This window comes from Mycobacterium terramassiliense (assembly GCF_900157385.1).
GTDB classification, from domain to species: Bacteria; Actinomycetota; Actinomycetes; order Mycobacteriales; family Mycobacteriaceae; genus Mycobacterium; species Mycobacterium terramassiliense.
In genome coordinates, this window is record NZ_LT717701.1 from 277,737 (window position 1) to 301,762 (window position 24,026).

At 68.7% G+C, this 24,026-nt stretch carries 22 protein-coding genes and 2 pseudogenes; 12 read left to right on the plus strand and 12 right to left on the minus strand.

Annotation, left to right across the window (positions count from 1 at the left end; translation table 11 throughout):
- The 6 genes from MTAB308_RS15935 to MTAB308_RS15960 form a co-directional block, all read right to left on the minus strand.
- Complete coding sequence (locus tag MTAB308_RS15935; RefSeq protein ID WP_077104416.1) at positions 1 to 894, minus strand: fructose bisphosphate aldolase; 894 nt, start codon at positions 892 to 894, stop codon at positions 1 to 3.
- A gap of 75 nt (positions 895 to 969) precedes the next feature.
- Positions 970 to 1,965, minus strand: a complete 996-nt coding sequence (locus MTAB308_RS15940; RefSeq protein WP_077100431.1) for an ABC transporter ATP-binding protein — start codon at positions 1,963 to 1,965, stop codon at positions 970 to 972.
- 3 nt (positions 1,966 to 1,968) lie between these two features.
- Entirely contained in the window at positions 1,969 to 3,018 is a 1,050-nt protein-coding gene (locus MTAB308_RS15945) for an ABC transporter permease (protein ID WP_077100432.1), read from the minus strand.
- A gap of 52 nt (positions 3,019 to 3,070) precedes the next feature.
- Complete coding sequence (locus tag MTAB308_RS15950; RefSeq protein WP_245831428.1) at positions 3,071 to 3,682, minus strand: cysteine hydrolase family protein; 612 nt, start codon at positions 3,680 to 3,682, stop codon at positions 3,071 to 3,073.
- A 27-nt stretch (positions 3,683 to 3,709) separates the two neighbouring features.
- The gene (locus tag MTAB308_RS15955) at positions 3,710 to 4,303 is read right to left on the minus strand and encodes a cytochrome b (RefSeq protein ID WP_077100434.1); all 594 of its coding nucleotides are present in this window, start codon (positions 4,301 to 4,303) and stop codon (positions 3,710 to 3,712) included.
- Positions 4,300 to 5,433, minus strand: a complete 1,134-nt coding sequence (locus MTAB308_RS15960) for a catalase family peroxidase (RefSeq protein WP_281253140.1) — start codon at positions 5,431 to 5,433, stop codon at positions 4,300 to 4,302. The genes MTAB308_RS15955 and MTAB308_RS15960 overlap by 4 nt, the downstream gene beginning before the upstream one ends.
- A 367-nt stretch (positions 5,434 to 5,800) precedes the next feature.
- Between MTAB308_RS15960 and MTAB308_RS15965 the strand changes: the two genes are divergently transcribed.
- Positions 5,801 to 6,178, plus strand: coding sequence for an STAS domain-containing protein (locus tag MTAB308_RS15965; protein ID WP_077100435.1), 378 nt, complete (start codon positions 5,801 to 5,803; stop codon positions 6,176 to 6,178).
- 30 nt (positions 6,179 to 6,208) lie between these two features.
- On the plus strand, positions 6,209 to 6,700 hold the full coding sequence (locus MTAB308_RS15970; protein ID WP_077100436.1) for an ATP-binding protein: 492 nt from the start codon (positions 6,209 to 6,211) through the stop codon (positions 6,698 to 6,700).
- Positions 6,701 to 6,710: 10 nt separating this feature from the next.
- On the opposite strand, the gene MTAB308_RS15975 is transcribed toward MTAB308_RS15970, so the two are convergent.
- Positions 6,711 to 7,796 carry a phosphotransferase family protein gene (locus tag MTAB308_RS15975; RefSeq protein ID WP_077100437.1) on the minus strand — a complete coding sequence of 362 codons (1,086 nt, stop codon included), beginning with the start codon at positions 7,794 to 7,796 and terminating at the stop codon, positions 6,711 to 6,713.
- Positions 7,793 to 8,929, minus strand: a complete 1,137-nt coding sequence (locus MTAB308_RS15980) for an Rv3169 family protein (protein WP_173842244.1) — start codon at positions 8,927 to 8,929, stop codon at positions 7,793 to 7,795. The genes MTAB308_RS15975 and MTAB308_RS15980 overlap by 4 nt, the downstream gene beginning before the upstream one ends.
- 124 nt (positions 8,930 to 9,053) lie before the next feature.
- Between MTAB308_RS15980 and MTAB308_RS15985 the strand changes: the two genes are divergently transcribed.
- From MTAB308_RS15985 to MTAB308_RS16005, 5 genes are all read left to right on the plus strand, one after another.
- Complete coding sequence (locus MTAB308_RS15985) at positions 9,054 to 9,674, plus strand: TetR/AcrR family transcriptional regulator (protein WP_077100439.1); 621 nt, start codon at positions 9,054 to 9,056, stop codon at positions 9,672 to 9,674.
- A 111-nt stretch (positions 9,675 to 9,785) separates the two neighbouring features.
- Positions 9,786 to 10,922 carry a phosphotransferase gene (locus tag MTAB308_RS15990; RefSeq protein WP_077100440.1) on the plus strand — a complete coding sequence of 379 codons (1,137 nt, stop codon included), beginning with the start codon at positions 9,786 to 9,788 and terminating at the stop codon, positions 10,920 to 10,922.
- A gap of 161 nt (positions 10,923 to 11,083) precedes the next feature.
- Entirely contained in the window at positions 11,084 to 12,844 is a 1,761-nt protein-coding gene (locus MTAB308_RS15995; protein ID WP_077100441.1) for an N-acyl-D-amino-acid deacylase family protein, read from the plus strand.
- An 8-nt stretch (positions 12,845 to 12,852) separates the two neighbouring features.
- Complete coding sequence (locus MTAB308_RS16000; RefSeq protein WP_077100442.1) at positions 12,853 to 14,193, plus strand: aromatic ring-hydroxylating oxygenase subunit alpha; 1,341 nt, start codon at positions 12,853 to 12,855, stop codon at positions 14,191 to 14,193.
- A gap of 50 nt (positions 14,194 to 14,243) precedes the next feature.
- Positions 14,244 to 14,624 carry a hypothetical protein gene (locus MTAB308_RS16005; protein ID WP_245831429.1) on the plus strand — a complete coding sequence of 127 codons (381 nt, stop codon included), beginning with the start codon at positions 14,244 to 14,246 and terminating at the stop codon, positions 14,622 to 14,624.
- A gap of 36 nt (positions 14,625 to 14,660) precedes the next feature.
- Here the strand turns inward: MTAB308_RS16005 and MTAB308_RS16010 are convergent, their stop codons facing one another.
- The 3 genes and pseudogenes from MTAB308_RS16010 to MTAB308_RS16020 all read right to left on the minus strand — a co-directional run.
- Positions 14,661 to 15,137, minus strand: a complete 477-nt coding sequence (locus MTAB308_RS16010) for a nitroreductase family deazaflavin-dependent oxidoreductase (RefSeq protein ID WP_077100443.1) — start codon at positions 15,135 to 15,137, stop codon at positions 14,661 to 14,663.
- A gap of 55 nt (positions 15,138 to 15,192) precedes the next feature.
- Positions 15,193 to 16,521 (minus strand): sensor histidine kinase, encoded by a 1,329-nt coding sequence (locus MTAB308_RS16015; protein ID WP_077100444.1) that lies wholly within the window; start codon positions 16,519 to 16,521, stop codon positions 15,193 to 15,195.
- Positions 16,522 to 16,770: 249 nt separating this feature from the next.
- Positions 16,771 to 17,739 (minus strand): annotated as a pseudogene (locus MTAB308_RS16020) (SulP family inorganic anion transporter); the annotation flags it as partial.
- Between the two features lie 424 nt (positions 17,740 to 18,163).
- On the opposite strand from MTAB308_RS16020, the gene MTAB308_RS16025 reads away from it, so the two are divergent.
- The 4 genes and pseudogenes from MTAB308_RS16025 to MTAB308_RS16040 all read left to right on the plus strand — a co-directional run bounded on the left by MTAB308_RS16025 (position 18,164) and on the right by MTAB308_RS16040 (position 22,248).
- A complete protein-coding gene (locus tag MTAB308_RS16025; protein WP_077104419.1) occupies positions 18,164 to 18,766 on the plus strand; it encodes a TetR/AcrR family transcriptional regulator in 603 nt (200 codons plus the stop codon).
- A 27-nt stretch (positions 18,767 to 18,793) separates the two neighbouring features.
- On the plus strand, positions 18,794 to 20,005 hold the full coding sequence (locus MTAB308_RS16030) for an acyl-CoA dehydrogenase family protein (RefSeq protein ID WP_077100445.1): 1,212 nt from the start codon (positions 18,794 to 18,796) through the stop codon (positions 20,003 to 20,005).
- A 46-nt stretch (positions 20,006 to 20,051) separates the two neighbouring features.
- The gene (locus tag MTAB308_RS16035) at positions 20,052 to 21,269 is read left to right on the plus strand and encodes a GNAT family N-acetyltransferase (protein WP_077100446.1); all 1,218 of its coding nucleotides are present in this window, start codon (positions 20,052 to 20,054) and stop codon (positions 21,267 to 21,269) included.
- 18 nt (positions 21,270 to 21,287) lie between these two features.
- Positions 21,288 to 22,248 (plus strand): annotated as a pseudogene (locus MTAB308_RS16040) (NAD(P)/FAD-dependent oxidoreductase).
- 22 nt (positions 22,249 to 22,270) lie between these two features.
- Here the strand turns inward: MTAB308_RS16040 and MTAB308_RS16045 are convergent.
- Positions 22,271 to 22,552 carry a hypothetical protein gene (locus tag MTAB308_RS16045; protein WP_077100447.1) on the minus strand — a complete coding sequence of 94 codons (282 nt, stop codon included), beginning with the start codon at positions 22,550 to 22,552 and terminating at the stop codon, positions 22,271 to 22,273.
- 222 nt (positions 22,553 to 22,774) lie between these two features.
- Here MTAB308_RS16045 and MTAB308_RS16050 point away from each other — a divergent pair, with 222 nt between their 5' ends.
- Complete coding sequence (locus tag MTAB308_RS16050) at positions 22,775 to 24,013, plus strand: MFS transporter (RefSeq protein ID WP_245831430.1); 1,239 nt, start codon at positions 22,775 to 22,777, stop codon at positions 24,011 to 24,013.
- Positions 24,014 to 24,026 lie beyond the last annotated feature (13 nt).

Here is a 24,026-nt window from a genome sequence, read left to right on the forward strand (position 1 = left end):
TCAGCCGGCGACGGAGGCGTCGTAGATCGACTGGATCGACTTGTCGAGCGTGGCGTTGAACTGCTCGTCGGACTGATCGACCGAAAGGCCCTCGGTGAGCGCGCGGCTGAAGCTGGCGATCAACCCCGAGTTCTTCGCCAGCAGTTCGTTGGCCTCCTCGCGGGAGTAGCCGCCGGACAGCGCGACCATCCGCATCACCTTCGGGTGTTCGATCAGGGGACGGTAGAAGTTGACCTCGGTGGGCAGGCTCACCTTGATCATCACGCGCTGCCCGTCGGGCACGGAGTCCAGCTGCTTGGTGATCTCGTCGCGAAGGATGCCCTCGGCCTCGGCTTTGTCCGGTATCGAGATGGTGACCTCGGGCTCGAGGATGGGCACCAGGCCGTGCGAGAGCACCTGATGGCCGACCTCGAACTGCTGGGCGACAATCGCGGCGATGCCGTCCGGGTTCGCCCCGCCGATCACCGACCGCTCCTTGGTGCCGAAGACACCCTTGCCCACCGCCCGCGCCAGCAGCTCGTCCAGTCCCGGCATCGGCTTCATCAGCTGCACGTCGTCGGACGCCTCCGCCAGGCCCTTGTCGATCTTGAGGATCGGCACCACGCCTTTGGTCTCCCAGAGGTAGGTGGTCGACGGCACACCCTCGATGTCGCGGTCCATGGTCTGCTCGAACAGGATGGCCGCCAGCACCCGGTCGCCGGTGAACGCGGGGGAGGTGATGATCCGCGAGCGCATCTCGTGGATGAGATCGAACATCTCCTCCTCGGACGAATACGCGTCCTCCTCGATGCCGTAGAGACGCAGGGCCTTGGGCGTCGAGCCCCCGCTCTGGTCGAGCGCCGCAATGAACCCCTTGCCCGACGTCATCCGTTCGGCTTGCTGCTGGTTAGGCATGAACTTCCCCACTCCCTCGTGGCACTGTCGGGTGCCGATCATATTCGTCTCATCAGGGCGCAAGCAGGCAGGTCGTCACTGCGTCCCGGCGAGCTCGTGTCGTCCGATCACTCCGCTGATACCCGTTGCACCGAGCCGCTCGCGGAACGCCTGCGCCGTGTAGCCGACGGCCTTCGCATCGGTGCGGGCGCGCACCGTCGCCGAACGCGGCATGTGGAACAGCACGCCCATTTCGCCGAAGTAGTCCCCGGGCCCGGCGACCTTGACCAGCTCCTCGCCTCCATCGGCCAATTCCCGCACGATGTCGAGCTCGCCCTCGGAGACCACGTAGATCAGGTCGCCCATCGTGCACTGTTCGAACAGCACCTCGCCGGCCTCGAGCTGGACGGTTTCGGGGAGCCGATTTGCCGACGCGTGCGTGGGCGCCATTTCAACGACGTGATCGGCCATGGGCAGGATCCGGCTGTCGTGGGTCGCGACCACCACCACGCGCTCGCCCTCCGCGAGCGAGCGAATCAACCGCAAGACCTCCTCCACCTGGATGAAGTCGAGGTGCGCAGTCGGCTCGTCCGCGAGGATCAACGGCGGCTCCAATGCGATAGCTCGGGCGACCGCGACGCGTTGCTGCTGCCCGCCGCTGAGGTCCCCCGGCCGGTGCTTCATCCGGTCGGCGAGATTGACGCGGTCGAGCAGGGCCGCGGCGCGCCGACGCGAGGCCGCGCGCGACCACCCGGCGGAGCGCAGCGGAACCATCACGTTCTCGAGGGCGGTGAGGCTGGGCACCAGGTTGAAGGCCTGGAAGACGATGCCCACCGTGTCGCGCCGGTACGCGGCCAGCTCGCGGCCCGCGAGCGCCGTGACGTCGACACCACCGAACTTGATTGCGCCACTCTTCGGCCGCAAGATGCCGCCGAGGCAAGAGAGCAACGTCGTCTTTCCGCACCCGCTGGGTCCGAGCAGGATCACGAGTGATCCGGCCGCCACGTCGAGGTTCAGGCCATTGATCGGGCGCAGGGCATAACCGGCGCTGGAGTACTCGACGACGAGGTCTTGAATGCTCAGATCGCCCATGGGTCAGGGACCTCCGAACGCCAGGGCCGGATCGACCGCCACCGCGCGCCTTAGCCCGGCGACGCTGGCCAGCAGACCGATCGCAATCGCGATCACCGGCAGCGCGAGGTAGGCACTCACGGGTACCACGACGATCATCGGGAAAAGCGGCGCCAGCAGCTGCGCGAGGACGACGCCGACCGCCGCCGCGACCAGCGCGACGACGACCGCCTGCAGCGCGAGGCCCGCGAGAATCGATCGCGTCGGCACCCCGATCGCCTTGAAGACCGCGAAGTCGCGCAGGCGCTCGAGCGCCGACAGGTAGACCAGTGAGCCGACAATCAGCACCGCCACGATCCACAGCAGGAAAGCCACGATCGTGATCGCGGACACCGCGACGTTCAACGGGCGCATCAGGTCGGTCACACCCGTCGCGCGATCGACCGTCTGGTAGCCGTCCGGCAGTTGTCGCGGGCTGCCGACGATCCCAATCGAGGTGATCATCGGCTGCCCGTTGTATGCCAGTTGCTGCAGGCCCTCAGTCGTCAGAAAGATGCACGGCGTCTTCGCCAGCGCGGTGGCGTTCGGCACGATGCCGACAATCCGCAGCGTGCGCGCACCGACCTGCAGATCCTCGCCGATGTGCTTGCCGAGCGTGCTCGACACCTCCACCTCGTCGGGCGTCGTCGGAGTCTGACCCTCCGAAACCCGCGGCATCCCCGGGCCGTGCGCCGGTGCGCCGAAGGCCGTGGCGTTTCGCGCCGAGGTGCCTTCCCTGATCGTCGAGGCCGCGGTGGCCAACGGGGCGGCGGCCACCACTCCGGGCGCGGCGGCCACCCGCGGCACGTCCACTTGCGCGAATGGGGTGGCACCGAGGAACGGTCCAGCGGCGCCCGCTTTCACCACGAACGCGTCGACTCCCATCGCGTCGACGGTTCGCTGGGCTTCGACGCGGAAGCCGTTCGCGAGCCCCGTCAGCACGAGCGTCATCGCGAAGACCAGCCCCGTGCTGATGATCGCGATGACGAGGCGCCGTCGTCGCCATTGCATATCGCGTAAAGCCGCGAACAGCATGTTCAGACGCTACCGCCGTCGGGCTGTCCCGGACAGGGTGTTTTTGCGCTCCTCACTTCAGCGCGGCGACGACCTCGTCCGCGGTGAGGATGGCGCCAGCGTAGTTCGGGATATTGACCTCGAGAGCGGCGCGCATTTCGCGGTCCGAATAACTCGCGGTCGCGTCCTTGACCACCGTGACGTCATAGCCGAGCTCGGCGCCGTACCGAACGGTCGCCTCCAGGCAGGTGTGCGCGATGAGCCCCATCACGATGAGCCGATGGATGCCGTGCTTCTGGAGTAGCAAATCCAAGTCGGTGTTGGCGAAACCGCTGGAACACCAGTGCTCTTGGGCGACGAGGTCACCCGGCTGAGGCTCGAACCCGGGATGCAGCTCAGCGCCCCAGGTTCCGTATTCGAACGTCCTGCGCGACCACGCGGCTTTCTGAATCGGCGCGATGTACTTCCAGGTCTCGTAGTCGCCGGGCCGGTACCGGTGGTGCAGCGCGTAGCAGATGCGGATGCCCCCGGCTCGTGCGGCGTCGAGGACTTGGCGCATGTGCGGAACGCACCCGTTGGCTTCGGCAACGCCCTTGAGGCGATCCCACACTTTGCCGCCCTCGGAGATGAAGTCGTTGTACGGGTCGATCACCACGAGGCCGGTGAGTTCCTTGTCGTACGTCACGCAGGTCATATTCGCACGACACGGCCATCACACCGCGGTCTCGTCCTCTCCCCGTGCGGCCCGCTTGGTGGGCCAGACCGCCATGCGGTCCAGCAGCCCGTCCCGCAGCACCAGCGTGTGAAACAGCACCGCGCAGACGTGGGCGGTGAACGTCAGGAACAGCAGGAACGCCCCCACGTCGTGGGCCTGGCGGAGCACCGCGTACAGGTCGAGGTTGTGCGGCGCGATGCCCGGGAGCTGAAGCGGCCCAGCCAGGGTGACCGGGAATCGCGCCGCCGAGAGCATGGCCCATCCGATCAGGGGCTGCAGCAGCAACAGCGCATACAGGAGGTATTCCGACCATGACGCGATGCGGCGTTCGGCGCGGCTCATGGTGGCCAGGAAGGGTGGCAGCCGGTGGGTGAGCCGGTTCACCAGCCGCACCACGGCGAACGCGAGGATCACCACGCCCAACGGGCGATGGATGGCCAGCAGCAACGGGTAGTAGCTCAACGAGGCGATCATGATCACGCCGATGAGCAGCTGCGCGATGACCATCGGCGCCATCAGCCAGTGCAGAATCCGGGAGGGGAGGGCGAAACGCCTTGGGGCGATGGTGGTTTCGTTCGCCGGGGCGGTCATGCGAGCACCTGGGCGACGTTGACCTCGCTGGGCGACTTGGGCTCCTCGGCGCGGCGCGTGAAGGAGCGCGCGTACACGGCCGATCTCGCCGGGGGCAGCGGATCGTCGGACGCGGCGATGCCGTCCGGCAGTACCAGCGGGTCGAAGTTGATATCGCGCGCGTTGCCGGCCTGCTCGGTCTGCACCGCGGCGATGGTGATGGTGCCGGCGTCGATCGACCGGCGCGATTGCGGCCAAGGCCTGGTGGCGTCGTTGGTCGGATCGCCCGGCTCACCGATGGTGAGCAACAGCCGCCACTTCAGCGGCCCCTGTGCCAGCGCGCGGATGAGGTCGTCGAAGAGGTAGTCCTTGCCGCGCGGTGGCTGCGGGCCGCCGGGCCCGACGGCATTCTGCGGAACAACCGACCACCGCACCGGAACCGTCGCGCCGGCGCTGTTGGTGAACCAGAAAGCGTTCAGCCCGTAGAACGTGCTGTCCGCGAATCCCGCACTGGGCGGCGACTGCTTGATGATCTTCATTGCCGCGACGGTCTCGGGATGGCGATCCAGGAAGGCGGCCATCTTCTGCGGGTCGGGCTTGCCGGTGCCGGCCAGCGGTTTGGATGCGAGCAAGCGCTCATAGAAGCCCTCGGGGGTGCGGTCGGTGAAGACGGGCAGGTTGATCATCGCGGTGCGCCACTGCTGGCCGCCCGCCTGTAGCAGCAGCCCAAGACCGCGCACCGTGTCGGGCTTGTCCGCCTGGTCCGGCAGGCCGCCGCCCAGCGAAAACCGCCCGAGGAGCGGAACGGTGCCCGCCCGGAAGACCGCCGCCCGGCAGATGGCCGCGCCCGCCCCGTTGCTCGCAAAAGTGCCGGTGGCCGCCAACCCTTTGGCGTGATTTCGCCGGAAACCGTCATGACGGCCGGAAACCTGCTCGAAGCGATCGGCGAACCGCGCAGGGGTGAGCGGTGTCGGCGTGCCCGGCCGCAGCCAGCCGCCGGCATAGGCGAACCCGCCCACATCCACGGCCGCGAAGCCCGCGACCGCGCCCAGGCCGAGCAGCGCGCTTCGTCGGGTCAGCGCGAGGCGGCGCGCGGGCTCGGTCTCACCGGTTTCGTCGTCGGGCGTGCCATCGTGATCACCGGGCTCCATGGCCACCGTCCTTCTCCCCACTTTCCGGGCCACGCCGCGCAGCCTGGGAACGAACTCGGTGGACGCATTCACCCACGGGAGGCTGCCGTGCGCAACGGCTGCGGCGATCGCGCACATTCGGACTACGGCAGGGCCACCGGATTCGTTCAGTTGGGTGGGGCACAAACCGACGGCTGCAAGCGTCGTTTTCGCCATGACCTAAAATCGTCTAAACACGTGCGGCTGCGCCTCCGCCTAGCGGCGCAGAAGAAATGGAGTGTTGCTCCCCCGATAAGGCGTGTTACGCGGGTTGAGTCGACAGCCCAGACTTGGCAAAGGCTGTGTGATTTCTCGGTGTCCCGCACGGAGCGAATGTGAGTGACGAAGCATGATCGAACAATCCGGCAATTCAGTCGATCCGACGACCTTCGACGTTGGAAAACACCAGGTGGACGACGCGGTTGTGCTCACCGTCTCGGGTGAAGTGGACATGCTCAGCGCCCCGCAGCTCGCCGAGGCGGTACGCGCCGCGCTGGCCGAGACGCCACCGGCGCTGGTCATCGACCTGACCAAAGTGGATTTTTTGGCCTCGGCGGGGATGACCGTCCTGGTCACGGCGCAGGCCGAGGTCGCGCCGCCCACGCGATTCGCTGTCGTCGCGAACGGGCCGGCCACCAGCAGGCCGATCAAGCTGATGGGCTTGGACAATGTCTTGGCGCTCTACAGCACGCTCGACAGCGCGCTGAGCCGCATCGCCGAGGGGTAAACCCTGACCGAGTGAGGATGCAGCAGGGCGATGGGACGCTCCAAACACGGCCCGGATGAGGGGTCCGACATCGATGACCGATCCCGCTTCGTACGGAGGCGGGTGGCCGCCGATGCGCGAAGCGCCGCCCAGGCCCGGGCCGAGTTCGGGATGTGGCTCGACAGGCACTTCAGCCTCGGCGCCGAACGCAGCAGCGACCTGCTCCTTGCGGTGAACGAAGCGCTGGCCAACGCCGCCGAATTCGCGTACGTCGACGCGCCGCGGCACGGGACCATGGACCTCAGCGCAGCCTACGACGACGCTGCTGACACGCTCGCCGTCACCGTCAATGACCGCGGCCGATGGCGCGAGAAGCTGGCCGAGCCGGCCACCGTGCCGCGCGGGCCGCAGGTCCGGGCGCGCGGCATTCCGCTGATGCGGGCGCTCGCCGATCGGGTGACCATTGACCGGACGCCCCGAGGTACGCACGTCACCTTGGTCTGGACCGATGTGTCACGACGGGCCCAGCGGTCCAACGCCTGAGCCAACGAGTTCAGGTCGCCGGTGCGAGGACCTGCTGGATGCGCTCGTCGCGCGGCAGGACGGGACCGTCCTCGACGGGTTGCTCGACGCCCAGCTCGGTGAGGCCCGCTTTCGTCATGAGCGAGGTGCCGTAGGCGGCGAGCACCAGCTTTTGGTCGTCGCTGTGGCCGTCGTCGATCAGCATCGCGCCGATGAGGCAGATGACGGCCATCTTGTAGGCATTGAACGCGCGGTACCACGGGCGGTTCTGGATCGCGATCCCGCTGGCCGACTGGTAATGGGCGAGCAGGGCGTCGATGCGGGGCGCCGCGGGGTGGGTGCTGAGGCCGACGGGCTGCATCCACAGCATCTCGAGCCAGCCGATGTCGGTCAGCGGATCACCCACCGTCGTCATCTCCCAGTCGAAGACCGCGCTGACCTCGCCGCCGGCGAACGCGAAGTTGCCGGGTTTGGCGTCGCCGTGCACCAGGGTGACGTGCGGGCACGGCTCCGGCTTGCCGGCCCGCAGCTCCTGCCGCAGCCGTTCGAGGGCGGGCAGCCGGGCGCGCTTGACCCGGTCCAGCTCCGCCGCCCAGTGGTCGAGTTCGCGCTCCAAGTGGTCGCCGCCGCTGTCGAGCGCCTCGAGCCCGGTGCGTGCGAGGTCGACGGTGTGGATGGCCGCGAGTTGTTCGACCAGGCTCTGGCACATCCGCACCACCACCGAGTCGGCGACGTCGGTCGGCGGCTCCATCTCGTAGACCTGGCCGGCGGCCCGCTCCATCACGAAGAAGGGTCTCCCGAGCACCTCGCCGGTTTCCTCGAGCCACAGCGCCCGGGGAACACGCACCGCGGTGTTCGCCAGCGCACGCAGGATGGTGAACTGGCGCACCAGGTCGTAGGGCTCGAGCAACGCCGGCGGTGTGGGCCGCAGCCGCAGTACCGCGTCTTGGTGGTGATCCCGATCGCCGCGCCGACTGACGATGCTCAGTGTCATCATTTCGGCCGAATGCCCGAAGTTCACCCGGTCCAGGCCTTCGACGCGCACGTCCTCGGCATCGGGCAACTGCGCGCGCAGCCATGCCACCAGGCGCTGAGTCGCGTTGCCGTCCAGCATCATTGACGCACCCCTTCGCCGTCTGCCGGCAGGCGTTCTACCGGCGTCTTGTCCTGGGTGAACGCCGACATGTCCATCGCCGCCCAGTTGGGGTAACGACGGTAGCCCTGACCGCCAACCAGCAATTCGAAGATGCCCCAACCGGTGTCGCCGTCCTGCTCGAAGCGCATCAGCTGATCGAGCGCCATCGACTTGCCTTCGGTCTCGCCGAGCTGTCCGTAATCGGCACTGTCCCAGCGGAAATGGATGAAGTAGCCGCCGCCGCCCAGGTCTTCGTAGTCGCAGTGCGCCATCGGCAGCCCGTAGTAGGCGTTGACGTGCTGGTGCGGGGCGTCGGCGAAGACGCGGTAGGCCTTGCCGTCCTCGTCGGTGAACAGCAGCGACGCGCGGGCCGGGCGCTTGCGGTCGCCGTCGAACTCAACGTCGTGTTCGATCTTGACGAATCGTTTCGACAGCGTACCGTCCGCGTGGGTGACCCCACCATCCACGTAATTGATTGTGCCATCCGATGATTCGATGACCCAGGCCTCGATGGCGTAGTCATCGAACCCGGCGTCGAGCCAGAGCCAGAAGTCGATCTGGTCCGAGACGCGCACCCCGAAGGTGCGGTCGCGGCCACCGTGGAACCCGTCGACGCTGATCCGCTCGCCGTCGATCTTCACCCAGCCGCTCCATCGCCCGGGCTCCTTCATGTGATACATGTCGGCCAGCGTCCGGCCGTCCTTCGCGCGCACCTTCATGGGCAGCAGCTCCCACATCGGGGCGGTGGGCTGGTAGTACATTTCCCACTCGATTCCCGAGTTGTTCGGTTCGACGTCGAGCCGCCACTTCTTCAGCGGCTCGACGCAGGTCCAGCGCATCGGCCCGGCACTGAGGTCCGCGCGGCCGCCGCCGGTCACCGGCCGGCCGGCCAACAGGTCCCAGTGCCGGCCGTCGGCCAGGCTGACCTTGACGTAGCCCAGCCCGCCGGCGGTGTTCGGGTTGTTGCCGTAGCCGCTCGCCAGCAACATCGTGCCGTCTGGCGAGGCGGCGAAGAAGTAGCACCGATCCGACCAGGTCGGGTCGGGATCGTGCACCTGGTCGAAGGTCGTCGGAAGCTGGTGGGTGAACGACTCGTCGGCGGCGGAGTACCCCATCATTGCCCTCTCTGTCGTGCTGAGCTCCTGCGCCGCAACATGATTCGACGGCGCGCGGTCGGACCGCGGCGGCGGGACGCATCAGATACCGAAGTAGCACAACGCATCCCGTAGCATCGGCGCCATGGAGCCGAGCCGGTGGTGGGGTGACGACCGCGCGATCCATGACGACGAGGAGGCCCGCAGACTGATCCTGGACGCCGCGGGCCGCTGCATCGTCCGCCGCGGCAACACCCAGTTCCGGATGGGTGAGGTTGCCGACGAGGCCGGGGTGTCGCGGTCGACGGTGTACCGCTACTTCCCCGCCCGCGACGACGTGCTGCTGGGCCTGATGCTGATGCGGGTGGACAAGGCGCTCGGTGATCTGGTGGGATCGCTGCCCGCGCCCGACGACCCGGCGCGCTCGGTTCCCGAGATGGTCCTGGCGCGGGTCGAGTCGGTGGACGGCAACCCGCTGAACGAGGCGCTGTTCGCCGCGGAGAGCACCGCGGTGGCCAGTGCCCTCGAGAAGGGCTCGGAACCCATCGTGGAGCTGCTGCTGCGGCACTACGAGCCGTTGCTGAACCGGTGGAAGGCGGCGGGGCGTCTGTACGACGATCTCGACCCCCGGTCGATCGTCCAGTGGTTGCACACCACGACGTTGTTCCTGCTGGCGCCCTCCTGGCGGCGCCGCCCGGCGGCCGACAAACGCCAGTTCGTCGAGCAATTCGTGGTGCGGGCGCTGGTTCCACAAATCAGACAATAATCTGGTATTGTCTGAAGTCCAGACATTCGGCTAGTTTTGTCTGACCGGGCGCTGTGGCGATTGCGGCCCGCTCCCGCCGGTGACGGGCATACCGAACCAGGACGGTTACATATGAAAAACCTTGCGGGACAAGCTTTGTCCATCGCCGGCTTGGCCGCTCACCTGGGCCATGGCGTCCGCCGCGTGACCACCGACGCCGTGGTGGGCGGGCGACTGGGGTTGCCGCGCACCGTCGAGGACGTCGACGCGGGGGTCCTGTCGAAGGTCCTGGGGACCACCGTCAGGTCGGTCCGCGTGCTGGACCGAGACGCGGGGACGTCGTCGCGGGCCCGGCTGGTGCTGACCGGAAAAGACGTGCCCGAATCGGTGTTCGTCAAGGTCGCCGCCAAGACCGCCGCCACCCGGTTGATGGGCGAACTCGGCCGGCTGGGGCAGACCGAGGTGCGCTTCTACAACCAACTCGCGCCGCAGCTCACCGGCCTGCCGTATGCCTACGGCGCCGCGTTCGACAGCTGGACGGGCCGGTACCTGCTGGTGCTGGAAGACCTGCCCACCGAGTCCTGCGAGTTTCCCGACACCCTGCACCCGATCTCCCCCGACCAGGCCGGCCTCATCGTGGAGTTGCTGGCCGACCTGCACGCCGCCTTCTGGGACCGGCTGCCGCGCGACGGTCGCGGCCCGCTCGGCTGGCTCTACACCCCGTCCGGAGACGTCACGTCGATGCTGACCGGGTCGCTGATGCACGCGTCGATGAAGCGCCTCGCCGAGCGCAGCCCGTTCCCCGTCGACAACGGGCGCTTCATCGCCGACAACTATCGCGCCGTCGCCGCGCTGATCGACACCCCCCCGCACACGGTCATGCACGGCGACGCCCACCCCGGCAACATGTACTTCCACGGGGGCAAGGCGGGCCTTTTGGACTGGCAGGCGGTGCGGCGGGGACACCCCTCACGCGAACTGGCGTACACGCTGATCACCAGCTTGACGCCGGAAGACCGGCGGGCGACGCAACGCGACCTGCTCGACGACTACCGGCGCGCGCTCGCGGCCGCCGGCGGCCCCGACCTGGACCGCGATGACCTGTGGCTCCGGTACCGCCAGAGCGCGCTGTACGGATACGTCGCTCCGCTCATCACCGCGGGGATGGGCGGAATGCAGGTCGAAGGCATCGCAATGGAGGGTCTGCGGCGCGGCGTGGCGGCGCTCGACGACCTGGAAACCGTTGCGGCGCTGCAGAGTTCTCTCTAGCGCGGCGGGGCGATCGCGCGCTCGGGGCGGTCGGCCGCGAAGTTCCGACGATTCATTGACTCGATCTATCCGGAGGAATATCGTCAGTAGTTACGCTACGCCGCGTAGCGTAATGCCGCGTGTCTGACGTCGACAACGCATGGCGACAAGGAGAGGCCCTCATGTTCGACCTGAAGATCACCGGCGGCACAGTCGCCGACGGCACGGGCGCGGAGCGCTACCGGGCCGACATCGGCATCAAGGACGGCGTGATCGTCGACGTCGTCCGCCGCGGCGCCGACGACCCCGCGATGGCCGGCGAAGCGGCCGAAACAATCGATGCGACAGGGCATGTGGTGGCCCCGGGGTTCGTCGACATCCACACCCACTACGACGGTCAGGTGAGCTGGGACGGGCTGCTCGAGCCGTCCAGCGGCCACGGCGTCACGACGATCGTGACCGGCAACTGCGGCGTCGGTTTTGCGCCGGTGCGGCCGGGCACCGAGCAGTGGCTGATCGAGTTGATGGAGGGTGTGGAAGACATCCCCGGCACTGCGCTGACCGAGGGCATCGAATGGGGCTGGGAGACCTATCCCGAGTACCTCGACGCGATCGGCAAGCACAAGTTCGCGATCGACGTGGGCAGCCAGGTCGCCCACGGCGCGATTCGCGCCTACGCGATGGGCGAGCGGGGTGCACGGAACGAGCCCGCGACACCTGACGACATCGAGGCGATGGGCCGGCTGGTCCGGGAGGCGATCGAAGCCGGCGCTCTCGGCTTTTCGACATCGCGCACGATGGGCCACCGCGCGATGGACGGCGAACCGGTTCCCGGCACTTACGCGGCCGAGGACGAACTGTTCGGCCTCGGGCGGGCCATGGCCGCCGGCGGCCAGGCCGTGTTCGAGCTCGCCCCACAGGGATCCGCGGGCGAGGACATCGTCGCACCGAAGAAGGAACTGGACTGGATGCGCCGGCTGAGCGGTGAGATCGACCGGCCGGTGTCGTTCGCCCTCATCCAGGTGGACGCCGACCCGAACCTGTGGCGCGAGATGCTGGACCTGTCGGCGGACGCGCACGCGGCGGGCGCCCGGCTGTACCCGCAGGTCGCCGCGCGTCCGTTCGGCATGATGATCGGATTCCAGGGCCATCACGGTTTCAGCCACCGGCCCACCTACCGCCGGCTCAAGGCCGAATACGGCCGCGACGAGCTCGCCCAGCGCCTGGCCGACCCCGCGGTGAAGGCCGCCATCCTGGCCGAGGACGACCTGCCCGCCGACCCGACGCTGTTGTTCGACGGCATGTTCGCCCTGGTGCAGCACTCGCTGGGCCGGCTCTTCGCGCTCGGCGATCCGCCCGACTACGAGCCCACGCCCGACCGCACCGTCGCGGCCATCGCGAAGGCGCGCGGCGAGGACCCGCTGTCGACGCTGTACGACCTGATGCTGGAGCGGGACGCGACCGCGATGCTGATGCTGCCGCTGTTCAACTACGCCGAGGGCAACCACGACGCGATCCGCGAGATGCTGTTGCACCCCGCCGGCGTGCTCGGGCTGTCCGACGGCGGCGCCCACTGCGGGATGATCTGCGACGCCTCCTATCCCACCTTCCTGCTGACGCACTGGGCGCGCGACCGCCACCGGGGCGACAAGCTCGCGCTGGAGTACGTGATCCGTAAGCAATCCCGCGACACGGCGCACCTGTTCGGTCTGACCGACCGCGGCACGATCGAGCCGGGCAAGAAGGCCGACATCAACGTCATCGACATGGACGCCCTGACGCTGCATCCCGCGGCGATGGCGTTCGACTTGCCCGCCGGCGGAAACCGGATCCTGCAGGGAGCCAGCGGCTACGCGGCCACCATCGTCAGCGGGACCGTGACCCGGCGCAACGACGTCGACACCGGGGCACGCCCGGGCCGGTTGGTGCGCGGGGCGCGTTAGGCCTCCGGGTGAACGCGCCCACCGGCAATCCGGCCCGCGCCCGGGACCAGGACGCGATCGGCACCCCGCCGGAGTGCCCGACCCTGGTGCCGGCGCAGCGCTACTACTCTCCGGAGTTCGCGGCGCTCGAGATCGAGCGGATGTGGCCGAAGGTGTGGCAGCTCGCCTGCATGGTCGAGCACGTCGCCGAGCCGGGCGACTATTTCGAGTACCGCTGCGGCCCGTACGGGGTGCTGATCGTGCGCGGCGACGACGGGGAACTCCGCGCGTTCCAGAACGCCTGTCGCCATCGCGGCAACACCCTGTGCGCGGGCTCGGGCTCGGGTCTGCGCGAACTCAAGTGCGGCTACCACGGCTGGACGTGGGACCTGGCGGGCACGCTCAAGCGGGTGCCCAACCGCAAGGGCTTCGGCTCGCTGCGGATGTCCGACTTTCCGCTGGTTGCGGCCCGGGTCGACACCTGGGAGGGGCTGGTCTTCGTCAACCTCGACGTCGGCGCGATGCCGTTGGCCGAGTACTTGGAGGCGGTGCCCGACGACATCGCCTGGTGCCACTTGAGCGACTTCCGCTGCTACGCGACGCTCACCATCGACGTCGACGCCAACTGGAAGACGATCGCCGACGGCTACAGCGAGACCTACCACATCCAGACGCTGCATCCCGAGCTGCTGCGCTGTGTCGACGACATCCATGCGCCACAACAGATCTGGGGGCACACCGGCAAGTCCGACCAGCCCTACGGGGTGCAGAGCCCGCGCTTTGAGGGCGCGCTGAGCGATGAGGAGGTCTGGGACGCCTACGTCTACACGCAGGGTGCGCTGATGGGCGTCGCGGAGGGCACGCCGTTCCCCGCCGACGACCGCCGGCCGGGCGAGACGGTTGCCGACGTGATCGCGGCCCGGACGCGGGCCTTTGCGGCCAGCCGCGGGGTGGACCTCGACTGGGCCGACACCGACCGGATCACCCGGCTGCACCAGTACAACGTGTTCCCCAACATGACGCTGCTGGCCAACGCCGACCACCTGACGGTCATGTGCTCGCGCCCCGGCCCGGACCCCGATCGCGGCGAGCTGGTCATGTTCCTGATGACCCGGATGGCCCCGGGCGCGCCGCGCACCAAACCGGCGGATGTCCGCTCGACCGCCGGCGAGGCCGAACCCGGGCTGGTGCTCACCCAGGACATCCGCCTGCTTGCCGGCCTGCAGCGCGGGCTGCACCAGCCCGGCTTCACGCACCTGGTGCTCTCCAGCGAGGAACGGCGGGTGATCAACATGCACCGCAACCTCGAGCGCTACCTCGACCTGCCCGACGCCGAGCGGATGAGCGGCGGTGAAAAGGTCTGGAAGTAATTGGCGCAGACCTCCCGAAAACGGGCCTAAGCGAATTAGAATCCCGGCTTGTGACGAGTCCGTCCGACGCCTGGGGCTACGAACGGCGGCAGCTCTTGCATCAGGTACAGATGCGATGTCAAGCACTCGGCCGGCGGCGGGCGCGACGGCTGTGTCACCACTTCGAGCGCGTCGGCGTGCACACCGCTCCCGAGCGGCTGCGGCAGATGGTCGCGGGCGCGCCCGTCGCGGACGACGAGGTCACGGACGTCAACTTCGCCCTGATCGCGATGCAGCTGAACCGCGAGGCGCGCGGCGCGCGCGTCAAGCGCCTGAAGCGCCAGGGCACGCGGTCGCTGATGTTCGCCGGCCTGGTTCTGGTCGTCCTGAACTTTCTCTTTTGCGTCGCCTACGTCCTGCTGAACCTGGCCCAGCAGGCCACCCCGATGTGAATAAGCGAGCGGCGGACTTCCGCCGTCGCGGCGCCCCTACAGCGGTTTGTCGCCGGATTGCGCGTTGCTCACCGGCGCGGCGTCGAGCCTGAACACCGCGCACCGACCCGCGAGGGCCTCGAACTCGTCGGCCGTTCCCCGCTGCACCAACCCCGAACGCTTGAAGAAGCCGACGCCCCGGGGAACCTTCGCGGGGAACGCCCGCAGCACCGGGCGCGCCTGCTCGGCCGAGAGCTCGACGAAGGCGACGCGCTGGGACGCGCGGCCCCGCGTGACCGTTCCCGCGCCGGCCGCGCGCGCGTTGAGCACCCAATCCGCGCGGGGATGGCCGCCGACGACGTAGACGGCGCCACCCAGCGTGAACGGAGTCGCCGGCGTGCTGCGCGGCCGTCCCGATTTGCGGCCCGGCACCGTGAGCACCCGCACCGGCCCCGTGGTGATTCCCAGCTTTTGCACGACCACGACGGCCTTGTTGATCGGCTTCAGCCAGGCCGGCGGTTTGGCATCGGACATTCGCCCATTGATATCAACCGGACTGATACATGTCAAGGCACCTGATACCGGGGCGTCAGGCCGGACCGCGGCCGTCGCCGGCCAGCTTGAGCAGCAAACGCGTGCCGCCCAGCGGACTGGCGTGCAGTGAGGCCGAGCCGCCGTGCAATTCGGCCTGCTGGGCGACGAGCGCCAGCCCCAGCCCGGAGCCCGCCCGTGACGCGGTCGACCCGCGGGAGAAGCGCGCGAAGACCGCGGTGCGTTCGTCTTCGGGAACGCCGGTGCCGTTGTCGTCGACCGCGATCTGCACGCCCTCGCCGGAACTGCTGACGTTGAGCTGGATTTCGGTGGCCCCGCCGTGTTTGACGGCATTCGCGATGGCGTTGTCGATCACCAGCCGCAGGCCGGTGGGCAGCCCCACCATCAGCACCGTGGGCGAGGGCACCAGCGACACGTGCACACCGGGGTAGATGCGAAGCGCGTCGTGTGCGGCGCGATCCAGCAGCTCGGTGATGTCGAAGGGGACAAAGTCATCGACGGTGGTCAGCTCCCCCTGAGCCAGCCGCTCGAGCGCCGTCAGCGTGGCCTCGATCCGGCTCTGGGTGCGGATGACGTCACCGATCACCTCGTGGCGCTGCTCGGCGGGTAATTCCAAGGTGGACAACACTTCCAGGTTGGTACGCATGGCGGTCAGCGGGGTGCGCAGCTCGTGTGAGGCGACGGCGGCGAAGTCGCGGGCCGACTCGAGCGCGGCCTTGGTGCGCTCCTGTTCGTTGCCGATGCGGGCCAGCATGCCCTCGACCGCTTCGGCGATCTCCACGGCCTCGCGGACGCCACGGACCTGCACCTCGTCGGGACTCGACTGAGCGCTGATGGCACGGGCCTGCTGCGCCAGCATCAGGAACGGATTGACCATGATCAAGGAGATCACCCAGCCGACCAGCACCGTGCCGCCGATGACGCTGCCGCAGATGAGCAACACCCGCAGGTGCAACTCGTTGATTCGATGCTGGGCCTCGGCCAACGGCGCGGCGAGCGCGATCGAGGCGGGTCCGGCGGTGAAGGTGCGCACCCGGTACTGCACCCCGTTGATGGTGGTGTTGGCGTACCCGTTGGGAAGTTGGGGCAGCACGATGTTGCCGGGAACGGACACCGTCACGTCCCCGATGCGGGCGGTGCGCACCAGGTTGCCGTCCGGGAGCGGATGATCGGGGGCGGTGAGCTGCCCACTGTTGATCAACGTGTTGATGTCACCCAAACTGCTCACGGAATCCAGTCGGCGATCGAGCTGGCTGTACTGATCGTTGGTGACGCCGATCCATACCCATGCCCCCAACAGGACGACGAGAGTGATCACCGACAGCGCGGCGACGATCACGATGGTGCGCAGCGACAGCACGCGCATGGGCAGGCGAACTTGGCCGAACAGAGGGGCACCGGAGGTCATCGCTCACCCCACCCGTGGCGGCCGCCGACGCATCCGACCGGCGCCGTCGGTGAGCCGGCACCCGGCAGCGATTTCCTGTGGCATCGCGCCGTGCGTGTTCGCCCCGGGGTTGGACATCGACCTCAGGATATAGGCGCGGCGCTTGCCGCCCGGGTTGGCACACGGGCGTGCGCCCCTGTCGCGGCGAGCGACGCCGTGACGATCAGCTCATTTGGTGGCCGGCGGCGCCGCCTCCACCAACGTCAGCTGGCCGCGCCGCTCGGCGTTCGACGGCTGCGGCGCGGAATTCTCGGGTTCGAAGAGGTCTTCGACGGGGCGGTGGGCGAGCCGGCCCCGCTCGATGGTGCCCTGGAACCGGATTGCGCCGCCCCGGGCCAGATGCAGTCGGTGCCAATCGGTCATCGCTTGGTACGCAGCGTGGTCAAGGTAGTCGACCGCGATATCGACCGTGACGGTGGCACCTTCCGGTACCGATGCCAGCACGCGGGTCAGGCGGGGTAGCGCGAGAAAGGTGCAGGCGCCCCCGACGTCGACGCGCCACCCGCCAGCCACGGGGCGCGCCTCCACCTTGGCCCGCAGCACCCGCCACCCCGTCAGCGCGATGGCCAGCACCAGCCCGATCATGACGCCCTGCAAGAGGTTCAGGAACACCACCGCCGCGACGGTGACGACGTAGACGATGAGATCCCCGCTGCGCATCGCGGTTTCGATGTGGGCGGGCTCGAGCAGCTCCACCCCGATGACGATCAGCAGCCCCGCGAGGGCGGCAGTGGGGACCTGTTCGACCAATTCGGCAAAGGGAAGGGTGAACAGCAAGATCCACACGCCGTGCATGATCGACGAGGCGCGGGACTTGGCTCCTGCGTTGACATTTGCCGCGCTGCGGACTATGACGCCGGCGATAGGCAGGCCGCCGATCGCGCCCGAGGCGATGTTGGCGGCGCCCTGCCCGATCAGCTCGCGGTCGAAGTCAGTGCGCGCCCCGTGATGCATCCGGTCGACGGAAACCGCCGTCAGCAGGCTTTGCACGCTGGTGATGAGCGTCACGGTGATGACGGCGATCACGAAGGCGGTCCAGTCGCCGTGGGGCAGCGCGGGCAAGCGCAGCGCGTCCAGCACCGATCCGTCCAGTTCGATGCGTGGCACGTCGAACGGGAAGACCACCGAGATGACCGTCGCCCAGCGACAGCGGCAGGGCGACCAGGAAGACCACCAGGGACGCGGGCAGGTCGTATCGAATGATGGAGCGCAGGTGGTCGTTTCGTGGCGAGTGAGCACCTCGATTGCCGGGTTCATTGACGTGGCGCATCGTTCGCTTCCTCGCTAGGTCTTAGGGGGGCCGTTTCGCCATCCGCTCCGCACCGCGGTGGTGTGGTTCACGCAATCGCTTGGAGCACAGATCATTACAAGCACGACAGCCGTTGTCGCTCGGCCGGGAACGCCAGGCTCCCGCGTTCGAAGGTATGTGGGCTCCCCGGCCGCGGGCAACCTGACAAGCCGCCTGCATACCGAACGCAAATCTTTGCCGCGGCGCGCGCCGCGCTGTGAGGTGCGCTACACGGGCTTTCGTGAGCACGGGGTGAGTGAGTACTCTCTCACCATGCAGACGTCGGGACGTGATCGGCTGCTGGCCGCCGCGATGAGCCTGTTCGCCGCCAAGGGGTACGCGGCGACGTCGGTGGCCGACATCCAGCGGGCGTCCGGGCTGGCGCCCGGCTCCGGCGCACTGTACAAGCACTTCGGCTCCAAGCGTGAGCTGCTGGAGGCCGCGGTGGCGCACCGGATCGACAGCATCGTGGCGGCGCGGGAGCAGTACGACGCCGGGGCGCCGGGCAGCGTCGAGCAGGCGGTGCGCACGGCCGGCCGGCTGATCTGGGACAACCTGAAACAGAGCGAGGAACTGCTCAGGGTCATGCTGCGCGAGCCCGCCGAGCTGGGGGATCTCGACGAGAAGACGTGGCAGGTCATCACGGACAATGCGTATCAGCGCTTCGCCGACGAGCTGGTCGCGTCCAATAACTCCGGCCGCACGCGCATCCCCGATCCCGAGGCGACCGCCGCCGCGGCGATCGGATCGTTGTCCTATGCCGCGACCCTGCAGGCCCTGACCGGGCGATTGCCCGGCAACATCGATGAGGACCGTTACTTCGAGGCGTGGGTCAACCAGACGGTGAGCGTCCTCGCCCAATACCGGAACCGTTAATTACCAACATATTTCAGGAGTGAAGCTGTGACATTCTCACTGCAACTGAGCGACGACGTGATCGAGGTGCGCGACTGGGTGCACAAATTTGCGGCCGACGTGATCCGTCCCGCCGCGTCGGAATGGGATGAGCGGGAGGAGACCCCGTGGCCGGTGATCCAGGAGGCCGCCAAGGTGGGTCTGTACTCCCCCGATTTCTTCGCGCAACAAGCGGCCGAGCCGACGGGCCTGGGCTTTCTCACCACGTTCGAGGAGATGTTTTGGGGTGATGCCGGCATCGCGCTGTCCATCCTGGGCACCGGGCTGGCCGCAGCGGCGCTGGCCGGCAACGGAACTCCCGAACAGCTGGGCCGCTGGCTTCCCGAGATGTTCGGCACGCCCGACGAACCCAAACTCGGGGCCTTCTGTTCGTCGGAGCCCGACGCGGGTTCCGACGTCGGCGCCATCCGCACCCGCGCGCGGTTCGACGAGGCGGCCGGCGAATGGGTCCTCAACGGCACCAAGACGTGGGCGACCAACGGGGGCATCGCCAACGTGCACATCGTGGTGGCATCCGTCTATCCCGAGCTCGGCACCCGCGGCCAGGCCACCTTCGTCATCCCTCCCGAGACCCACGGGCTGTCGCAGGGCCAGAAGTTCAAGAAGCACGGCATCCGCGCATCGCACACCGCCGAGGTGGTGCTCGACAACGTCCGGCTCCCCGAGGACACCATCCTGGGCGGCCGGGAGAAGTTCGAGGAGCGCATCGCCCGGGTCAAGTCCGGCTCCTCGTCGCGCGGACAGGCCGCGATGAAGACCTTCGAGCGCACCCGGCCCACGGTCGGTGCGATGGCCGTCGGCGTGGCACGGGCCGCCTACGAATACGCCCTCGACTACGCCTGCCAGCGTGAGCAATTCGGCCGCAAGATCGGTGAATTCCAGGCGATCGCGTTCAAGCTGGCCGACATGAAGAGCCGCATCGACGCGGCGCGCATGCTGGTGTGGCGCGCCGGATGGATGGCGCGCAACAACCAAAGCTTCGACTCTGCGGAGGGCTCGATGGCCAAGCTGGTGGCCAGCGAGACCGCGGTCTACGTCACCGACGAGGCCATCCAGATCCTGGGCGGCAATGGGTACACCCGCGACTACCCCGTGGAGCGGATGCACCGCGACGCAAAGATCTTCACCATCTTCGAGGGCACCAGCGAGATTCAGCGCCTGGTTATTTCGCGCGCGCTGACGGGCCTGCAAATCCGTTAGGCACCGCGCCGCAACCGTCGGCCAGGGCACGCGCCATGATGGCGGCATGACCTCCGACATTCGCGTCCTCGACAGCGAGGACGACCTGATCGCCGCGGCCAACGTGTTCCGCGCCGCGATGGTCGGGTTTCCCCCGCTGTCAAACCTGGCGCCCGGCCACATCACCAAGCTGCTCGAACCGGGCCGCACGGTGGGTGCCTTCGCTGGCGGCCAGTTGGTCGGCACCGCCGACGCCGTGACGAGCGGACTCACCCTCCCCGGCGGAGCGATCGTCGGCCATGCCGCCGTGACGCACATCGGGGTGCTGCCGTCGTTCACCCGCAAGGGGATCGCCACCGAGCTGATCCGCCATCAGCTGGACGACTTCGCCGCACGAGGCGAGGCGGTCGCGACGCTGCGCGCCTCGGAGGCGACGATCTATGAGCGGTTCGGCTACGGGGTGGCGAGTTCGTCGCAGACGATGGAGGTCCAGACGGCACGGGCGGCCTTGCGTCCCGAGGTGGGGACCGGGGGTCGGGTGCGACTGCTGGACATGGGTGAGGCGTGGGACGTCCTGCCCCGGATCTATGCCGCGAATCGACCCCCACGCCCGGGAACCATCGATCGCCCGGACGTGTGGTGGCACAGCGTTCGGATGCGCACCGAATCCTTCCGGGGCCCTTCGTATATCGCGGTGCATGGGGACCCGGGGCATGAGACCGGTTTCGCCCGCTACCGTCCTGTCGACACCGAAACGTGGTTCGTCAGCGACCAGCGCACCATCGCCGTCGAGGACTTCTTCGCGCCCACGCCCGACGCGTATCTGGGCCTGTCGCGCTTCCTGCTCGGGCTCGATCTCATCGATCGCGTGGTGTTCTGGATGATGCCCGTCGACGATCCGCTGCCCTGGCTGCTCATGGATCGGCGAGCCGTGCGGGTCACCGCGGTGCGTGATGAGACGTGGCTACGCGTCGTCGACGCGCAAGCTGCGCTGGCGGCGCGCCGATACTGCGGCGACGAGTCGGTCACCATCGCGGTCGATGACCCTCTGCTGCCGCACAATTCGGGCCGCTTCGCCGTCACGGGCGACGGCGCCGAACCGACCGAGCGGGCCGCCCGGCTCCACGTCGGCGCCGAAGGCCTCGCCGCGGTTCTACTCGGGGGCACGACCTGGCGCAGCCTCGCCGCCGCGGGGCTCGTCCGGACCGACGATCCGGAGGCGCCGGCCATCGCCGATCGATTGTTCGCGGTGGCCGACGCGCCGCACGCGGGCTTCTTCTTCTGACGCCGCCGGGGGGCGAACGTGATTGTCATCGTGGGGGCGGGGATATGCGGGCTCGCGGCCGCCAACGCGCTGACGCGGCGATGAAGCCCTCCGCGCCCAGCAGGCGCCGCCGTTCGCCGAGCAATCCGCCGGCCCGGCAAGGATTTTCCGCGTCGCACATAGGAGCGCGGCATTGTGCGGCCTCGCGATGCGGGCTCGTGCCGGCTGGCAGCGTTGGGAGTCCGAGTTGGGCGCCGGGCGCCTGCTGGGCGCGGAGGGCTTCATCGCCGCGGGCGCCCCCGGCAACACCGACGCGCTCGAGGCCACCACCGCGGCAATGGCAGACGCCGGTGCCGCCTTCTCCTGGCTGGACGGGTCCGAGATCAACGCGCGCATCCCGTTCGTGGCGGCACCGTGGGACGCCGGGGTGTTCGACCCGCTGGGTGGCAGCCTGCGCATCCGCGGCGCGCTCGACGCCCTCGCGCGGCGCGCCGTGGTCAGGCGCTGCGAGGTGGTGGCGGTCGCCGACGACGGCGCGACGACGCTGGCGGACGGCACCGTGGTGCGCGCGGACGGCGTGCTCATCTGCGCGGGCGTGCGGACCTCGGCGCTGTTCGGCCCGCTCGGCGAGCGATTCGCACCCCATACCCGCTTTACGTACGAGGGCGCCGAGGCGACCGGTGCCGCATGCCTTTCCGCGCCCGAGGGCTACGGGCTGCCGCTGGGCGGCACGGGCCGTTGGGCATTCGGGCAGGAGGTGCCCGACCCCGCCGTCGTGCGCGCGCTGTTCCCCTCGCTGGTGCCCGTGAGCCGGATCGACTGCGTCACCGTTCGCGCACCCTGGCTGGATTCCGGGGGCGACGGCTGGACGGTGGCGCGCCGTGGCCACGTCGTCGGGTTCGTCGGGAGCAACCTGATGAAGTTCGGGCCCCTGCTGGGTGAGCTGCTCGCCGAAGCCATGCTCAGCGACACGCTGCCGAGCGATCTCGTCCTAAATTAGCTGCGCCGCAGCGTATCCCGCGTCAGCCGTGGGGAGCCTCGGAGATCTTGGAGTCCGGTTTGCCCAGCGTCTGGCACCACGTCGTGGCCGACAAACGCGTGGCGGATATCTCCATACTGGTCGGGTCGGCGCCGCTCTTGTCCTTGAGCATCTTGCTGACCTCGTCGCTCTGCTTCTTCTCGTCCTGCGTGGTGAAGTCCTTGCACTTGGTGTCGCCTCCGGTGTTGATCACCTGTGAGGCCGAACACGCTCCGGACAGCAGCGCGGCCACCGCAACCGTTGCCGCAGCGATTTGCTTCATCATTTGCCCTCCTGGGTTCGCAGTGAGCTATCTGTACACCACATCGGCAGATTTCAAACCTTACTCGCGCTTTGCGCCGGATCGGCGCGCGTTTGCAGGACCCGGGGGCGGGTCCGCGCGCGGAGCCGTGCAGTGGGCGGGCTCGGCGGGAATAACTCCGTGGGCGGCATTGTCCACTACCTTTCGTCGGCCGCCCACGCTGTTCAGACCCGGGGAGGGAAATCGGTGCTCTCGTCGAACGAGTCGACCGAGCTGACAAGCGGTCCAGCGCCGGCACCGGTCACGCTGGAAGAGCGCGCCGACCCGCGTGCGGCGCGAGCGACGTTCGCCAGCGTCTTGGCCCTGTTGTTGGCGACGGGCTGGGTCGCCAACCACTTCGTCGCGCTGATGCCCATGATCAGTGAACGCCAACACCTCGACGCGACCAGGCTCGACGGCATCTTCGCGATCTACGCGCTGGGGTTACTGCCCGGACTTCTCGTGGGCGGGCGGCTGTCCGATGCGCTCGGGCGTCAGGCGGTGGCGCTGGCGGGCGCGACGGCCACGGTGGTGGGCACGGTGGCGATGCTCCTGTCGCAGCAACCCGACGTGCTGCTGGCGGGGCGTTTGGTCGTCGGTATCGGCGTTGGTCTCTTGATGAGCTCCTGCACCGCATGGGCCTCCGACCTGAAAGGTCCCGCCGGGGCGGGCACCGCCGGAGCGGTGTTGCTCGGCGGCTTCGCGGTCGGGCCGTTCGCGGCGGGTCTGATCGCACGGTCCGGGCAACCCGGCATCCGGTGGTCGTTCGGGCTGGCCGCCGCCCTCGTCGTGGCGGCGATGGTTTTCTCGGTCGCGGCGGTGCGCCGCGGAACCGCGACCGCGGCGGCCGCGGCACACGACTGGGAGCCGCCGCCGGCGGCTCGGCAGGGGACCGCGTGGGCGCTGAGTTGGGCCATGCCGCTGGCCCCCTGGGTGTTCGCCTCGGCGACGCTGGGGTTCATCACGATTCCCGGCCGAGTGCACACGGGGCTCGCGGCACCCTTGGCCGCGGGCACCGCCACGCTGATCGTCAACGGCGTCAGCGGATTCATTCAGGTACTTGCCCGCGCGCTTCGTTGGGGGCCGCATGCCGGTACCGCGGGCGCAGTGCTGGCCGCGCTCGGGTACGCGGTCACCGCGGTGGCCCCGCCGACCATGTCGCTGGCCCTGGGCTTGTCGGTGTTCTTGATCCTCGGGTGCGCGTCGGGTCTTTGCCTACGCGACGGCCTGATCGACCTCGAAGCCGCGGCGCCGCGGCGCCTGCGGGGCGCGCTGGTGGGGGTGTTCTACGTGGTGACCTACGTCGGCTTCGGCCTGCCGCTGATATTGACCACGGTCGGACCCGCGATCTCGACGATGATTCTGGGCGCGATGTCGCTGCTCGCGTTGGCAACGGCGGTGAGTCGCGCGATGCGGCTGCGACGGGATCGCCACCGCCAGAATTGATTCCGTCGTCGCC